The 16,946-nt window shown below is 64.8% G+C and carries 6 protein-coding genes; all 6 read right to left on the minus strand.

Annotation, left to right across the window (positions count from 1 at the left end; translation table 11 throughout):
- Positions 1 to 189: 189 nt before the first annotated feature.
- Positions 190 to 609 carry a hypothetical protein gene (locus tag QZ281_RS04790; protein WP_292225334.1) on the minus strand — a complete coding sequence of 140 codons (420 nt, stop codon included), beginning with the start codon at positions 607 to 609 and terminating at the stop codon, positions 190 to 192.
- On the minus strand, positions 606 to 1,256 hold the full coding sequence (locus QZ281_RS04795) for an OmpH family outer membrane protein (RefSeq protein ID WP_292225337.1): 651 nt from the start codon (positions 1,254 to 1,256) through the stop codon (positions 606 to 608). The genes QZ281_RS04790 and QZ281_RS04795 overlap by 4 nt, the downstream gene beginning before the upstream one ends.
- Before the next feature lie 4 nt (positions 1,257 to 1,260).
- Positions 1,261 to 2,067, minus strand: coding sequence for a SapC family protein (locus tag QZ281_RS04800; protein WP_292225339.1), 807 nt, complete (start codon positions 2,065 to 2,067; stop codon positions 1,261 to 1,263).
- Between the two features lie 54 nt (positions 2,068 to 2,121).
- Positions 2,122 to 14,643: a filamentous haemagglutinin family protein gene (locus QZ281_RS04805; protein ID WP_292225341.1), complete on the minus strand. Its 12,522-nt coding sequence runs from the start codon at positions 14,641 to 14,643 to the stop codon at positions 2,122 to 2,124.
- A 127-nt stretch (positions 14,644 to 14,770) separates the two neighbouring features.
- On the minus strand, positions 14,771 to 15,214 hold the full coding sequence (locus QZ281_RS04810; RefSeq protein WP_292225343.1) for a hypothetical protein: 444 nt from the start codon (positions 15,212 to 15,214) through the stop codon (positions 14,771 to 14,773).
- 149 nt (positions 15,215 to 15,363) lie between these two features.
- Positions 15,364 to 16,946, minus strand: a 1,583-nt coding sequence (locus QZ281_RS04815; protein ID WP_292225346.1) for a putative porin, incomplete at its 5' end; no start/stop codon positions are given.

Consider the following 16,946-nt stretch of genomic DNA (forward strand, 5'->3'; position numbering starts at 1 on the left):
GGTTGGTGAGCGTCTGGTGCGTGTCCAAGGCATTTGTCCGGCATATAGCCCGCCGCGAAACGGACCTCGGTCTACTGTAGAAAGAACGTGCTGAGGCCCTGGTCGCCGCCGCGACTGCCATACTGGCCACGTATAACGCGTGTGGACGTTGAATTATTGATGATGCATCCCGATTCGTAACCGCCGCCTTCAATCGAGTGAGATATGCAGCGGCTGGCGCATCTCGGGTGGCGGCGCGTTCGTGAGGATGCGTCCGATTAGGGCTTCACGCATGAGGGGCGTGGCTGCGGCATCCTTTTGCGATGAGATGTCTAGGCGCGATAGGCGGCCTTCGGGGTTGATCCAGATTTTCACGATCAGGGGTTCGTCCGGCGACGCCTCTCGCGCACCGATGTAGGCGCGTGCGGCAGTGGCAGGCTGATCATCCGTCTCTAGCCATGTCGAGACCGTTTCTGCGACGGTTTCGGCATAGGCGACCCAGGCTGCGGGAGCCTGGGACGGCGCGACCATTCCCTCGACCTGAGCGGTCGAGGGGGCAGCCATCGCCGAGGCGCCGCTGGCCAGTCCCAGGGCGGCGATCAGCCGTGACGCCAGCGACTTGCGGTTCATTGCGCGCCAGCAGCTTGTTGCGGCAGACGCTCCAGCTCAAAGCTGATCGACGGCATCCGGGCGTCAAGACCCGCGACCACTTCCGCTGTCAGGTCATTGCCGAAATTCCCGCCAAGGGTCGTGGCGCGATCAAAAAGCAGGCCGCAGGACTTGGCGGCATAGACCTGGGCGATCACGGGCTGGGCTTCGTTGGCGATACGCTCCAGAACCTTGGCGCGGGTCGCCTCGATCTCCTGGCTGTTATGGTTCGCCTTCTGCTGCAGAACCTGAAGACGCTGGACCAGAGCTTGCTGGCGCTGGGTGCGCTGGGCTTCCGGCAGACGGGCGGATTCCAGCTCGAAGGCTTGAGCATCGGCTTCCAGAGGCGTGCGCTGGGCGTCAATCTCGGCCTGGGCCGCCTGGGTCAGTTGCGCCAGACGTTCAGAGGCGGCGCGGCCCGCAGCAGCGTTGGCGAACACCGCTTCACGCGACAGCAGGCAGACGCCGGGGATCAGCGGACCGCCCAAGCCCTGCGCCTGGGCTGCAGGCTGCGCCTGCTGCTGGGCGCCGCGCGCGCCGCCGATGGTCTGGGCGGCGGCAGGCAGGGCCAGCACCGTCACGGAGACAGCCGACAGAGCGGCGATGAAAGAAACGGTGCGGATCGACATGACGTCAGGCTTTCCTGGACTTGGGTTTGCGGCCGGTCTCGACCGCAACACGGTCCTCCGAACCATTTTGTTGCGACACGCCGACGACAGCCTGCTGACGATCCAGCAACACTGAAAATCGTTCGAGCGAAGCCAGGTGGAAATGCACGAGAGCCAGCCAGCCCTTGCGATGCCAGTCCACAACCGTCGCGTCCGGCAAGGCGGCGAACCTGTCGGCGTCTACGATTTGGAAACCGCCCACGGCCAGTTTGCGGCCATCCGGCAAGGTGGCGTCGGCGCGGCGTTCGATCAGCAGGCCCTCTGTGGTCAGGGCCTTGGCGAAAGCGTTGGTCGCGGCGGCCTCCCCCTGAAAGGCGTCACAGAAGGCCAGCGCCTGACGCGTCAGGTCTGTGGGCTGGCCCTCATCGAACAGAGGCGCCCCCTCCCCGCCCGTCTGATCCACCCGATCAGTACCGGCGTCTATGGCCAATGCAAAGCCTTCGGGATTGGTCGTGGCGATGAAGCCGAACGGATAGCGGCGAACATAGGCGGGGACATAGGCGTCTTTGGCCCACTGCCCGGCGTCGACAAAGAGATTGCGCTGCTCCAGCCCCAGTACGGCCAGCGGCTGGGCGTCGCCGCCTGCGAACACTACCGGATAGGTGCGGGCCGCCGCCGCCAACTCACCGACCACCACAGGCACGAAAGGCGTCTGGGCCGCGAAAGCGGCGTCGCCGTCTTTCAAGCGCCAGTCCGCATGCAGCGCGGGGCTCAGCGGTTGGGGCTGGCTGTAGAACAGCGGCAGGCCGACGGCCTGGACTTCGGATGACATGGGAAACTCCACAAAAGAAGGACCGGAGGCGGTGTGGCCGCCCCCGGTTCAGGCTCACTCGCCGAAGCCGAGGAAGCGGACGCTGAGGATGGTCGGAACCTCTGTGCGGACGGGGCGCGCACGTTCGGCGACCCGTGCGGCCTCTGCGATGACCGAGGCCGCCGTCAGGGCGCTGGTGTTGACCACGGGCGGCAGGGGGATCCCCTTCGACTCGCCCTGCACCTGGATGTTGGCGGCGTTCAGAACACGCAGGGCGGCCAGGTTGACGTTGCCCGACACCCGAATGCCCGCCTCGCCAGCGTCGATGGTGCCCAGCGGCGCAATCAGGTCGACGTCGCCCGCGGCAACCTCGGGGATCGGGTTCAGGGTGGCAATGCCGGCGCCCGATGACGGCACCTGCGGCGCCAACCGGACATTGCCATAGGCGTCATAGATGCGACGCGCGGGCGTATAGACGATGGTCGACTTGGCGCCGCGACCGGCGTTGATGTCGCCCTCCTCCGACCAGGCGAAGATGTCTCCGCCGAAGGTGGTCATGATCCGCGACAGACCCAACAATAGGGATTTCTCGCTGAACAGGCGGATGTCGCCCTGTCCCTGACTGACAATGCCTGCTGTCCCGGGCGGAACGACGCCCTGGACGCCGACAACGATCTGGCCGCCTGGCGCCATCATCTCGATGTTGCCGCCGAAATCGGTGCGCACGCCTGCGCCGCCGTACATGAGAATGTCGCCCGCCCGGTGAAGGTCCGAGCCATGAGCATCCTTGTCCGGGAACAAGGCGGCGATCATCTGACGGCCGCGCAGATAGGAGCCGAAGCGAGGCCCTGCAACGTCGTTGTACTCACGGCCGCCTTCACGCAGTTCGGCGTAATAGATTTGGCGCAGGAAGATGCGCTGCTCCTCCGGCGCCAAAGTGTCGAACAGGGCTAAGGCCTGTTCCTGCGTGCCGGTGAAGCCGTGACGTTCGCCCAGCCAGTCCGTCAGCTCACGGTTATAGACTTTTGCGACCTTGCCTGAGCCTTCCAGCGGCGGTGTCTGGCCGTCGGGATTGGCCGCCAGAAGATTGTCGGGGTTCAGATACAGATCGCGAACCTTATTCCAGTCGACGTTCGACATGCCCGCCGACAGCGACACGGCAGCCCCGGGACGGGTGTCACCCTGCACGATGCTGCCGATCGAACGGATGCCGGCGACGTCTTCCTGAAGCAGGTTGCGGCCCGCATAGACCTCCAACGCGCCGGGACCGGCGACGGTGATGTCTGCATGGACGATGTCGCGACCAGCCTGGACCATCGAAATGTCCCGGGCATTGTTGTTCACCGCCAGGACATTGACGCCAAGGACGTCCTGGCCCGCGCGCAGTTGAACGGCCGTTGCGCCCTGATACCAGGTCGAGATCGTCCGGGGTTGGTTATAGACGTAGTCATTCCACGTCGAAATTCGACCGATGGTCAGACCCACAATGTCGCCGTTAACAGCATAGAACCGGGCCGGTGTCGGATCCCCGATATGCAGTGAGCCCCTGGTCAGCGTGTTTGGTCCGAATGCGAACAGGGTCGGCATATCCAAACTGGCCTGAAGTCCGTCGATCGACAGGTTGCCGTACTTCAGATTGGGCCAGCTGATTACGCCAAATGCGGGATTGAACGGTGACGGCAGGGCGACGTCGGAACCGGATTGAACAATGGCGCTGCGCGTTGCTCCGCCTCGGATTGAACCACCCGCCAAGAGCTCAAGCTGCCCCTTGGCTGAGGGCGCCAGCAGCAGCGTGACGGGATACAGCTGGCTCTCGCCGTTCAGATTGTTGAATGGGGCCATGTAGATGTTGCCGCTGGTCGCCACCGCCCGCAGGATCGATGGGTAGACGACAGTGCGGTCCGGCATGACCTCAACCGGCATGTTGGTGCTTATCGTCACGCTGCCGGTCATCGACATGGGCATCAGGTCGCCGCCAGCCGAGAACAGGTTGACCGCCGTATTGGGCGTCCAGAGCGACAGCCAACTGAGGCCGCCCCCCGCTGCGCTTTCCGCCCCGGCGGACCAGGCCTGAGTGGTCGCCTGCTTCACGCGGCCAGGATCCCCTGCCCCGCCCAGCACCAGATCACCGCGGGTGTTCACCCAGGCGACCGCATCGCCCAGCATCACCAACGGCCCGCCCATGCCGTTGACCGAACCTGCGGCAAACGGATTGTCCGGTCTCAGACCGCCGCCGTCGCCGCCATAGAGCAGCCCATAGGCGCCCATGCCGCTGGTGGTCAGGGTCAGGTTGCCGCGCAGATTGGTCAGAACGCCATTCAGATCGGCGACGTCCCCGGTTGCGCGGGTCGAGCCGGAGCCCGGCCGCACCTGGGTCGCCCGCGCGTTGGGGTTCAACAGCCCTCCGGTGCGCAGGTTCAGATCGCCGCCGCCAGTCAGGTATAGATCATCGCCGACCACCCGCCCCGTCGAACCGATGGCCACGACCAGGCCTTGAGTGCGGTCGCCAGGCCCGGTGGTCGTCACCAGACCGCCGCCGCGTGGATCGACGATCCCGGCGTGGCGATCCGCGTTGATCGACACATTGCCGCCGCCCAGGGCGCCAAAGCCCGTGAAACCGACAATCCGGGCGCTGTAATAGGCCAGTGAAGGCTGGTCGTTGGCGTAGGCTCCGAAGTTGATCCACCAGCTGGTGGCGACCGGATCAACGCCAAGCGTGTTGCCAGTGCCCTGACGCCACAGCCAGTTGCCCAGGCTGCTCGACGCATACTGCGCCTGCTGTTGCTCAGGGTACCGGACAGAGTTCTGAGCGTTAGCGCCCCAGGTGTCGCCTGTCACATCGCGGCCTGCGGCGATGGTCAGATTGCCCCCCAGGTCGGGATACCAGGCGTTCCAGGCATTCCACGCCGGCAGATAGGGACTGTCCGTCCCGAAGGTCTTTCCAATCTGATACTCGGCGTTGCGCGGCAGATTGAACTGGGCGTTGTCCACCCCCGTCAACGTGGTCTGGACACCCGCGGTATAGACCCCGAACATCGAGCTCATTCGGACATCGCGCCCGGCGATCAGCGTCATGTCCCCCGCGCCCGTGCGGATCACACTGAAGTTCGATCCACCCGGCCCGACAGCATATTCGCGGACTTCGACAGGCGGTGTCGAACCCTGAACGGCGCACAGGCTGGCGTTCGCGTTGCAGAAGTCCTTTAGCGATGCACCGAAGAAGTCAGCGACGCTCATGCCATAGTCAGCCTGCAATGCAGCTTCGAGGGCGGCGGAGCCCAGGCCGGCGTATTTCTCGTCGCCGATCCAGCCGGTCGCACCATCGACCGTCAGAACGGGATCTGTGAAGCTGCTGTAGCAACTGCCTGGATTATCGGCACAAACCTTGGCCAAGGGCGCGCCATTGAGCAGATAGTCCCAATCCAGGCCCCAGTTGTCGATCAGCCACTGGTTGATTTCGGCCTGGGTCTTTCCGGCCAGAGACGGTTCACCGAAGAAGTCATCAGCGCCTGCTGCTGAGAAGAACCACTCCAGTCCGTCGTCGGCGACCTGCTGGCAATCGGCCGGATTGTTGGTGCAGTAGTCGCTGAACGGCTCCCCGAAATAGTCAACGAAGGTCAGCCCCCACTCCGCCATCAGCTTGGCGTCCAGCTCATCTCCCGTCAGGCCGCCGAAACTGGCGTCCGCAAACCAGGTCATGGCCGCTTCTTTCGTAAAGACCAGCTTGCCACCGCCGCCACCCTCATAGCGGATCGTCACCTTGCCGATGCTCGCGTTGTGCGCATCAGCCAGAATGATGTCCCCCGTGCCGAAGGCGTTTCGGGCTGTCCGGTCGGACGAACCCATGTCTGCGCCTGCAACCAGCGTCAGGTCCCAAGAGGTCGACCCTTCGCGCAACATGGGCGCAAGAGCCCAGTTTCGGCCCTGGGTTCCGTCAGGCCCGACCGGCCGCAGATTGACCGGCTGGCCGCCCGGCAGTTCGACCTTGGTCATCGACGGGATCAGGGACCCACGCGCCAGAGTGATACGTTCGCTGGTCGTCAGATCGGCGGGCAGCGCCACGCCCTTGGGCCAGGTGAAGGCCTGCACCGGCGCGTCGGCGCGCAACTGGAACCCGGCGCCCAGGGTCGCACCCTTGGTCAGTGTCAGGGCCTCGGGCAGAACAGTACCCGCCCTATAGACCACGCCATTCGCCGTCCGAACCTCGGCGCTCAGCACCAGACCTGCAGGCAGGGTCAGCGGACCATTCAGCGTGACAGGGACCGGCGCCGTCGTTCCGGCAGGCAGGGTGACGTTACGAACCGGAATATCATAGTTCAGGCGCGTCCCGACCTTGAAGACCGTCCCAGTGTCCAACTGAACGCCATCGATCGGCACGATGATATCCCCGGCGAAAGGCGTCAGGCCGCCGCCCGTGTTGTCACGCGTCTCTTCCAGCAGCCAGCCGTTGTCGTCCGGCGTCAGCGGTGGAGGGGCAAAGCCGTCATTGATGCTGCCGTGGACATTCACGTCTCCCGCTGCGCGGATGACCAGCATGCCCGGCTCGCCGAAACCGCGCAGAGCGGGGTCGGCGCGATTGGCGTTCGGGCCGTAACGATGGTTGGACAGGTCGATGTCGCCCAGAACCGTCAGATGACCGCCCGGATTGGTCGTGGCGTTGCTGACGATCTCGACGCCCGGACGCAGGTGATAATCGCCCAGACCGCTCAGACGCGCCGATAGTCCGGTGTTGACCAGGGCGGCGTTCATGAAGGCGCGGCTGTCTATGTCCAGGGCGTCCATATAGGCCTGGGTGATCAGTTGCGGACGATGACCCGACACGTCAGGCAGGCTGGACAGCGGCGCATCGTCGTAGGTGCGGAAGCCATAGACGGCGGTCGTCCGTGCACCACGAATGTCCACGGCGCCCAGAACATCGATCGCCACGTCGTTTGCGCCGATGCGCGGGGCCATCAGATCCAGAGTGCCTCGGGCCTGACCGTCGGCGAAGGGCGAGTCTGTGCCTGCACGCAGGTCGATGACCGTGTTCGCGCCCAGCACCAGACGGCCGTCACGCGCAGTCAGTTCGACCAAGGCCCGGTTCGGGCTTTCGATAATCTTGCCATAGCTGTCGCGGCGCAGGCCGGTCCCGTGCGCGTCCAACGCGCCGTTGACCTTCAGGTCGCCGGAGGCCGACAGACGGATGGCGCCGACCTGATAACCCGACGCATCGATGCGGCCGTTGATGGTCAGGTCACCGCCATCCAGAACGATCTGAACCTCACGCGCCTTGACCTCGTCACCGACAACCAGGTCGCCCTGTTTGATCTGGAAGCGGCGTGCGCCGAACACCTCGCCCTCGTTCAAACGCCCGTTGAGCCCGGCGAAGTCCTCAAGCACGCGTGCGCGCACCGTCAGTTCGGCGGCATCATAGGGAACCAGCGTGCCGCCCGCATCATAGACCCCGCTGGCCTTGCCCTTGATGGCGCCCAACAGATCAACCCGCCCGGCCTGTTCGCCCAGCGCTGTCGCCGTCAGTGAGCCGCCGCGATTGTACTGGGCCGAAAGGTCGATGGCTGATCCGGCATGGGCCAGAATGTCACCATCACGGCTGGACAGGACAAGGTCGCCGCCCCAGCTGTATTTCTTGACGTCGAACATCTCGATCTCGCGCCCTGCGAGGTCTATCCGGGCCTGATCGCCCAGCGTCACATCATCAACCGCGTTCAGCACCAGGCGGCCCGACGGCAGGACGACGGCGGTGTCCAGGCGGATCGACTGGCCCGCGATACGCAGTTCGCCGCCCAGGGCCTTGATCGGATCAAAGGCCGCGCCGCCGCCACGGATGTCGACGGCGCCGCCCGCGTTGACGGACAGCACAGCCCCGGCGCCTGCGGTAAGCAGGGGCGCGGTGATGTTCAGGTTGCCGCCGCTGTACTGCCACCCCTGCCCGGCCACATAGCCGTTCTGCTTGTGATAGATGTTCAGCGAACCCTTGGCGTCGGCGAAGACGCCCTTGCTGGCTGTCAGGTTCACCGTGCTGAAGCCTAGGGCCAGACGATCAGCGGAGACCAGTCGCACAGGAAGGGTGTTGGGCGCGTAGTCGAAGCGGATGGTGTCCGCAATAATGTTCAGGACGCTATCGCCCAGTCGATCAAGGACAGCAGCGCCGGGCGGCAAGCCCGTGTTGTCGGACGGATTATTGGTGTTCAGCCCGCCTGCATTGGCGCCGGTCGTGCCCGCCCAGATGAACTCTCCTGTACGGATGGTCACAGTGTCGCTTGCGGCGCCATAGCCGTACATGGCGGGGGCGCCGAAGACCAAACGCTCCAGCACGGACTTGCCCGTGCTGTCATAGGTGTCCAGATCAACCGTGCCGTACAGGTTGATGGATTCACGAGCGTTCAGAGACAAAGTCTCTAGCGCAGGGGCGCCGATGGCGGTGTTGCCCGCCAAAAGGCGCTTCAGCACGTCCTGGTTCAGCGCCATGCCCGGCGGCAGTTGGCCCGCCGCCGCAGCGTTCGCCAGGGTTTCCGCGGCGCCCAGGTTCACCGCCGACACGCCCAGAACCAGATGACGCGCGCCATAGCTGACGGCGTCGCCTAAGGTGAAGGCCCCGAAGGTGGCCACGCCGATCGTGCCTTCGGACACGATGCGCGTCTCGCCCGAGCAAACGGTCAGACAGCCGCCCAGATCAACCGTCGCCTGTCCGTTCTGAACCAGGGCCGGGGGCAGCAGATTGACCCAGCCGTTCGACACCACCAGCGTCGAGTAGTTGGGCGTGTAGAAATAGCCGTTGGTGCTGTCGAAATCCGCCGCGCCCCGACCGATGGTCGAGATCGTCGCCCCCTGCTCCACGACGATGCCGCGCCCGCCGGAGACTGCGGTCAGAGACACCTCAGGCGCAGACAGGGTCGCGCCGCTGCGAAGCACGACCGTATCGGTCATGAAGTTTCCGCCGATGCTCATGCGGCTGGGCGTCAAAGCGTTCAGATCATCGGCGAACAGGGCGATGCCCGATGCGCCCACCACTTCGGCGCGGTCGCCTGCGGCAAGGATTTCAATGCTCTGCACCCGCCCCCCGACGCCCAGGGAACCGCCATAGCCTTTGCTGTCAGCGGCGGCGCTCAACCGCGTGACACCCTTGATGGTCATGGCCCGGGTGTCGCCCAGACCGGCCCCGGCGGTGAAGTTCAGCGCCAGATGGCCGGCGTCGTCCGTCAGACGTGAACGCGGCAGATTGCGCCGCGCGGCGTCGGCCAGGACAAATGCGTTCAGACTGGTCTCGTTATAGCCGGTGTGCTTGCGGACCATGTCGGCGGGCGTGATGAGCAGAGCGCTGGCCTGAACGTCACGCTGGCCAGTGTTGAGCGTGCCCAGATAACCAGCGGCGATGAAAGACCCCGCGCCAGTCGAGGTCACACCTGAAAGGTCGGGCGTAACGCCTTGCCCGATCTCGACCCGGAAGGCGCCCGGCAGCAGGGCATAGGTTGACGGCATCAGGGTGTAGGTCCCAGCCGCAAGCCCGGGCACGCCCTCTGGAATCGTCACCTGACGTCCCAGACCAGGCGCACCGGCACCTGCATTCTCGGCGCTGGGCGCATAGCCCACATAGCCCGGCACCAGTGCATAGACCTGATTGCCCGACTGGCTGAAACCGAAGCCGGGGTTGGCGTCCGCAAACGGAACGCGCAGCACGTCAACTGAACCGCCGCGTCCGCTGATGAAACCGGCGCCGGTCAGCTCGCCGCCGCCAGACAGGTCCATGACCGAACCCTCGCGGGTGTCCAGACTGGCCACATTCATGGTGATGGTGGGCGCACCGTTGCTGGTCCAGCCCTGCGGGTTCAGTTCGATGACCTTGCCGTCATAGATATATCGGACACCGTCCACAGTGCCGCCATAGGGCATCAGCAGGCCTGCGCCGCTGACCGAGGTGATGCTGCCAGGCATCAGGACCGTATGGACCGGATAGGAGCCGATCTCGTGGCCGAAGGTGATGCTGCCGAACGGCGCCCGCAGAATCCCACCTTGCTCGATATTCGACGCCCAGAGGTCAAGCGATCCATAGGCCGAATAGGGCTGGGCCGGGGTCGGTCCGCCGTTGGATTTGATGATCAGGCGGCCATCCAGTGGCTGTTTGAAATCACCGGGCAGAGGCACGCCAACGCCGATCGCGCCTGCTGCGCCGGTAACCGGATAAATCTGGGCCGCAGTCAGCTGTATCTGCTTGGAGGCCAACAACAGGGTCAGTTCCCTATTGGCGTAAGTCATATAGGTCGGCCTCAGCAGGCGGATGTCGCCGCGGCTGATCAGGTCGACGTCGCCGTAGCCGAGGAACTGCACCATGTTGCGCACATCGATTAGATCGCCTTCGATCGTGATGCGGTCGTCCCGATTGTCATCCGGCTGAATAGAGCCCGGATAAACATAGTTTTCACCGGGCAAAGGCGTGGAGATGATGGCGCCCAGATGGACGTGCGGCGCCGCCAGCCGAACGTTTAAAGGGTCAGGCGCACCCGGAGCCGCCACAGGCGGAGTGGACAGGCGAAGGCTTTCGCTCATTTCCAGGTTCAGGTCGCCCGTCAGGTGAACCCCAGCCTGTACGGACAGGCTGCCGAAGCCTCCGTCGTGGATCTGTTCAACACTGAGGGCGCCGTGACCGTAGGTCAGACCAGCGTCCGCCTGACCCGCCTGAAGTCCGTCGCTCAGCACGCTGTCGGTGCGGTTCTGCGTCAAGGTCATATAACGCGGGATCAGGGCCTCGGGCGTCACACCTGCAGGGGCATAGATTGCGCCGCCGAAGAAGACGCCCAGCTTGCCGCCTGCCGCCCCGGGCGCACCAGCTGCCGCTCGCATTTCACCGTCCAGGTGCATGCCGACGGACGAGGACAGCACAATCGTTCCGCCTGCGCCGCCCACCGTCACCGGACGCCACGTCGCATTCTTGTCCAGGCCGGGCAGATCCAGCACGGCGTTGGCGCCTGACGCGTCCAGCAGCGCCCCCTTGCGGATGACCAGATGCAGATCGGCGGGGCGCATGTCGATCTCGCCCTCGATCTCCCAGTTCAGTTTCCCGCCCAGTTCGATCCGTCCGCCGTCCTGCACCAGACCATAGCGCCGTCCGTTGGCGTCAGTCGCCGTAAAGGCACGCCCGGCGACATCCAGAACCGCGTTGTCGCCGATCCAGATGGATCGGTTATGTGCAGGCGCGTTGAGTGTGTCAGCGAAGCGGACCTGGTCGATCGAGATCAAACCGCCCCAGGCGTTCAGGCGGCCATTGACGGTCAATTGTCCGCGTCCAAGCAAGCGGATCGCCTGCCCCGGATCGACGCTGACCACAGCGCCCTCGCCAATCTCGATGGCGCCGCCCGAAAGATTTCGCACGGAGCGCAAGGACAGGCTGGCGCCGCCCCGTTGGGTCAGGACACTGGCGCGCGGGTCATCCTGATGCAGTGGTGCAGTCCATAGTTCCAGCGCGTCCGCTGGCTTGGTTCCGCTCGGGGCATCCAGGCTGTCGCCGATGAAGCGATAGACCGGCATGGTCACATCGATGACGGCGCCGTCGGCGACCCGCACGCCGCCGTGGCCATTGACGTCATAGCTGGAGAAACCGCTGGAGAAGCGGTCTTTGGACAGGAACAGGCCGCTATGAGACTCAGGTCTGTCGCCGCCGATCAGCACCTTGCCGCCGGTTTCAAGTGACAGGCTTCCGCCGCCGTCGACGCCATAACCGGCAAGCGTTCCATCGAGGCGCAGCACGCCGCCTGTCTCGATTGCATCCACCAGCGTATTGGCGCGCAAGGTCAGGTTGCCGCCACGGCCGCCGCGCGTATGCGCGTCATTGAGGACGGCGCCGCCGGATGATACGTCGATCCGGCTTCCGGCCTCGATATTGACGTCGTGGGTGAAATCGACCCGCACGTCGCCGCCGTTGATGAAGCCAAGGTTGGGCGCGCTCGATGTCCTGTTGGCGTTGACCCATTCGCCTGACACATCGATCTGCGCCCCATCAGCCAGGCTGAACCCGGCCTGACCGTTCAGGGTCAATCGGCGGGGCGGAATCATCGAGATTGTGGAGCGCAGGACATTGCTGGCGACGAACGATCCACCATGGGCCGTGACCGATCCCGTGATGTCGACCTTAGGCGCTATCAGGGCGACGGATCCGCCATTGGCCAGCACCAGATCGCCTTCGACGGCGATTGTGCGGGCCGTCAACAACTCCAGCCCGCCCAGGCCCTGGGCGTTCAGATAGTCCGTATCCAGCCAGGCCGTGCCGATACGATCGGCAGGCAGAGCCTGCCCCGCTGCTGCATCGTTGGCCACGTTTTCGACTTCACCGATGCGAATATCGACATTCTGCGGATTGGTGGCGCCGAGCGCCGTGTATCCGCCTATGGCCAGCGTGCCCGCCTTGGCGACCGTGTTCGCGCCCAGCGAATAGCCGTCCCTGACGTCCTGCGGACGGGCCTGGGTCTGGCGCTCACCGTTGATGACCCCAGCCAGGATCTGCGCCTCCATGATGGCCGTGGGCGTCGACAGGATCAGGCGCCCGGCGTCGCGCCCGACCGTGTAGCCCTCCTCCCAACGGCTGGAGTTGGCGCGGCTGAACAGAGGGTTGGCGTAGACCTCCGCATATTGAGTGCCCCATCGGTCGTGGCTGCGCACAAAGGCGTTGCCGACGCTGATGAAGGTCATGCCTGCAGGGGCGTTGCGCACGTCATACATGCGTCCATCCGACCCCAGCAGACGCGTCGAGATGACATAGCCTGACTTGTAGTCGATGGAGCCGCCCGACAGGTCGAACACGGCCCCCGTCTTGGCGACCACCTCCTTGCTCGACAGGGTGATGGTTCCGCCGACCGCCGTCCATTCACCGATGCCGTGGGCGGTGTTGGCCAGATAGCCGCCGACTTCCAGCAAGCCGCCCGGCGTGTACCAGCGGTCGCCCTCATACCCCCCCGTACCCGACGGCAGCAGGATCAAATCGCGCACGTCGACCCAGACATCGCGGCTCTTCAGTCCGTCGGAATCGCGGTTGCCTGGGCTGTCGCGCAGTTCATTGCCCTGAATATTGACCTTGATGGTGTTGGAGCCGACGTCCAGCGAAACGCCCATTGTGCCGGACACGTCAATGACGGCGCCGTCATTGACGGTGATCCGACCGCTGTTGGCCTGGACCGCCACCTGGCCGCCGTTGACCATGACGTTGGAGCCGCCCTCGAAGGTCACGTCGCCACCAGTGACGATCTCGACACGCCCCTGGTCCAACCGATCCGCCAACAGCGAACGGTCGTCAAAACCGCCGTTGGTCGTGACGCCACGGCTGGCGTTGGCCGTCTCAGACTCTTTGATCAGGGCGTCTCGCTGTCCGTTCAGCGCCGTCTCCTTGCTGTCCAGCTCCGGCAGGATCAGCGTCAGACTGTTCTGCCCCAGAGTGACCGAGCCCTTGGCGTCGGATGCTGAGTTCAGCAGATGGATCGTGCCGCGCTGGTTGACCGAAGAGGTGGCCACCATCACCCCGTCCTGGCGGATGGTGCGCCCGGCCAGTGTCAGATCGCCCTGGATCGCCTCCATGAGGCCGGTGTTAGTCACTGTCCCGCTGAGCGAACCCGCATGGATCAGCCCGCGCACTTCATTGCCGCGCGTCGTCGAATATTTGTTTTCTTCGGTGCCATAGCCGCGACGCAGGATGAAATCGTCACCAGCAACCAGCGCCGTCTGGCCGCGCGGCGTGGTGATGGTCCCGGCGTTCAGCACCTCGGTCCCCATCAACAGCACGAAGCCGCCGCCGGAAGTCACGCTCTGGGGCGTATGGGTGGTGATGCGCGCGCCTGCCTCAACCGTCACCTTGCCGCCCGCACCAGTGAAACTGGAGACGTAGTTGGCAGCGGCCAGGTTCGAGTAGATGCCCTGGTTCAGGAACTGGTCGTTCGAGATGTTGGCCGAAGAGGCGATCAGATTGCGGACGTTGACCTGAGACGCCCCGCCGAAGATCACGCCGTTTCGGTTAATGATATAGACCGAGCCCTGCGCCTTGATCGAACCCAGGATTTTGCTGGGATCCAGACTAACGTCGGTCACGCGGTTCAGCGCCACCCAGTCTGCGCCCTGTTGGTTGAAGTTCAGATCGGTTTCACGCCCGACGTTGAAGCTGTCCCACGTCAGGATGGCCTTGGACTGGGTCTGTTCGACGACGACCTGGGCGCGGCCGTCGGCGCCGACGCTCTGGGTCGGTCCGTGGGCGCCGATCCACAGGTTCGGGTCCAGAGCCACGCCGTCGGCGACTTGCAGGCCGCCACGTCCCAGACCGTTCGGAATATTGGACTGGGCGGCCTGGGCCGCCGCACGCGCAGCAGCTTGCGCCGTCTGCATCGCCGCGCGGCCGTCCGCAGCCCGACGGAAGGCGGCGATAGCGCGCTGGCTGGCCGATGAAGCCTGCGCTGCCTGCTGACTGGCCTGGGCCTGGGCGGCGCGCACGGCGGCGTCCGCCCCCTCAGAAGTCGCGCCGCGTCCACGGCCTGACTGCGCCTCCGCAACGCCAGTCAGCAGCATGGCCCCGATGGAGACGCCGATCAAAAGCTTGGAGCGCAGGCAGGGGGTCTTGGCGATCATCGGACGGACTCCGCTAGGACGGGGGCCGACAGCGCGGCCGCGAACAATTCAAAGGAAAAACCGACAGCGCTCGTGGCGTCCTCAGAGGGACGAGACATGACTGACAGTGAAGAAGAAGCGGCAGGCGTCATGGGCGGCCTGCGGGAGAGGTCGGACGGGACGTTGAAAATGAGCGATCAGGACGCTGCGGATGAACCGAAGCGCCCAGAGCATCGCCCATGCGCAATCGTGCGCCCGTCAGGCTCGCGACGCCGACAGCCGGGTCCGGCGCCCCGGCCTGCGGCACGGATGTCTCCATGCCTGCTCTGGCCCGCATCTGCGCCATGCGCGCCGCCTGCTGCAACGCCTGCACGGCGCAATCCAGGTGACCGGCGCGATAGCCTGCGACATCGACCTGAACGCAAACCTCGGGCGTTGAGGCTGTGATGCGGGCGGAAGGCGGGCTAACCGGTTCAGACTGGCTCCACCCCTGCCCCGGAAACAGGGTCGCCCCCGCCATGACGATGACGGCGCCCAGACGAGCCGCAAGAGGGATCTGCCTGACCGGGGACAGGCCAGGCAGATCCCTCATCTCGACACAGACCTGGAACCGGCGAGAACCAGTCTGCGTCGAAACACGCTTAAGCCCCTCGGCTGCGGCCACGCGCCAAGCGTCAGCCTCATCCCTGTGATGGACGGGCCTGAACCAGTCGGCGGCCAGCAGCGGACGGGCTCTCATGATCAGAAGCGCGTGGACAGGTCGATGAACAGGCGGTCCACCGAGAAGGGCGCGCCTGCGATCTCATCGGCTGACATCCAGCGTGCGCCGATCAGGGTATTGGGCGCAAACACATAGGCGCCGCCGATCATCCAGCCCTTGTTGTTGGTTCCCCCGATGTGCAGATCACTGTCCGCGAAGGCATCGACCACAGCATCGGATTCCAGGTGGCGATAACCGGCATAGGCATTCCAGTCCCCCTTATCGCCGCGCCAGTTGCCGCGACCGGCGCCGTTCAAGTTCAGATCAGAGCCCAGGAGCAGCCGCACCTGCCAACCTGTGTCACCCCCTTCGTAGGGGCCGTTCGCACGCATGGTTTCACCGGGCTTGGCCGGATCGGGAACCCGGATGTCCGGTCCCAGATTATTGACCGCCAGAGCGGAAATCGCAGCGCCATCCCAAGCCAGATTCTTCACGTAATCGCCTTCGATCCGCAGGCCGAAACGTTCTGACGGGCGGTATTCACCCGCCAGTCTCAGGTTCAGAATGCCGAACTCGGAGGCCAGTCCGAAGTACTGGTACTCAGGGCTGCCGCTCGGATTTTTCGGATCGGCGATCACATTGCGGATCGGGAACAAGGTGTTGCCGTGCTGCTGGAAAGCCGGACGGGTGGCGTCCGTCGAGCAGACGAGTTCGTCGAAGGCGCAAGGCGCCGAAACCGCGCCCGCAATGTTCTCATAGTGGAAATAGCCGACCGCCGCTTCGATGCTCAACGTCTGCGTCGCCTGGAACTTCGCTCCGCCTTGCGCCGCCAGCAGGTACTTGTCCTGGCTCTTGTACGGACCGTTGGAGGGGCTGTTGTCCGGCGCATTGCGCGCGCCGAAGTTCAGGGCGGTGTTGAAGATGGTGAAGCCGCCCAGCGTGCTGAACACCGAAAGACGCTCGTCGAACGCATGTCCCACCGTGACGGCGGCGCCGTCGAAGTTCAGGTCGGCGTCAAACAGAAGCTCGCTGGTCTGGAACGGATTGGCGAAGCGGCCATAATCCAGTGCGACGGCTTCATTCGGCGTCAGGCGGATGGCCGCGCGGTCCAGCCACAGGGCGTATTTGCCGAACTCGCCATTGCCGCCCAGGGTCTGGTTCGTCGAGACGGGCGAGTTGTCGCTGCCGGTCGCGATCCGAACATCGGCGCTGATCCAGTCCGTGATCTGGGCCTTCACGCCCAAACGCGCCCGTAGTTGCGCTCGTTGCCGGTTCTCCAGCGTATTGAGAAAGGGCGGCGCCACCCAATCCGGCGTTTTCATATTGGTGTTCTGCGGCGCGCCGTTGTTGACTGCACCATAGTCCGTAAAGATGTCGGCGTTGCTCGCATCGTAGAAACGCCCCTCTCCGCGCACGCGCACATCGCCGTAAATCTGCAGGCGGCGGGTCCATTCCGGCGTTTCGCCGGGGCGCGCCCAACCTTCAGACTGGGCCTGACCGCTCAACTCCTCACGCACCTGGGCCACGATCTGCTCGCGTACGACCAGCGGGACATAGGGTATGGTCTGAACGCCGTTGGCGACGCCGCCTGCGGGGACGGGCGGCAGGGGTGCGGGGCGGGTGG

Origin of the sequence: Brevundimonas sp., from assembly GCF_018608325.1 — a bacterium.
Classification (GTDB): domain Bacteria; phylum Pseudomonadota; class Alphaproteobacteria; order Caulobacterales; family Caulobacteraceae; genus Brevundimonas.

Coding starts and splice junctions, on each gene's coding strand:
- QZ281_RS04790 (WP_292225334.1), bottom strand. CDS start 609: ATGAACCGCAAGTCGCTGGCGTCACGGCTGATCGCCGCCCTGGGACTG.
- QZ281_RS04795 (WP_292225337.1), bottom strand. CDS start 1,256: ATGTCGATCCGCACCGTTTCTTTCATCGCCGCTCTGTCGGCTGTCTCC.
- QZ281_RS04800 (WP_292225339.1), bottom strand. CDS start 2,067: ATGTCATCCGAAGTCCAGGCCGTCGGCCTGCCGCTGTTCTACAGCCAG.
- QZ281_RS04805 (WP_292225341.1), bottom strand. CDS start 14,643: ATGATCGCCAAGACCCCCTGCCTGCGCTCCAAGCTTTTGATCGGCGTC.
- QZ281_RS04810 (WP_292225343.1), bottom strand. CDS start 15,214: ATGAGGGATCTGCCTGGCCTGTCCCCGGTCAGGCAGATCCCTCTTGCG.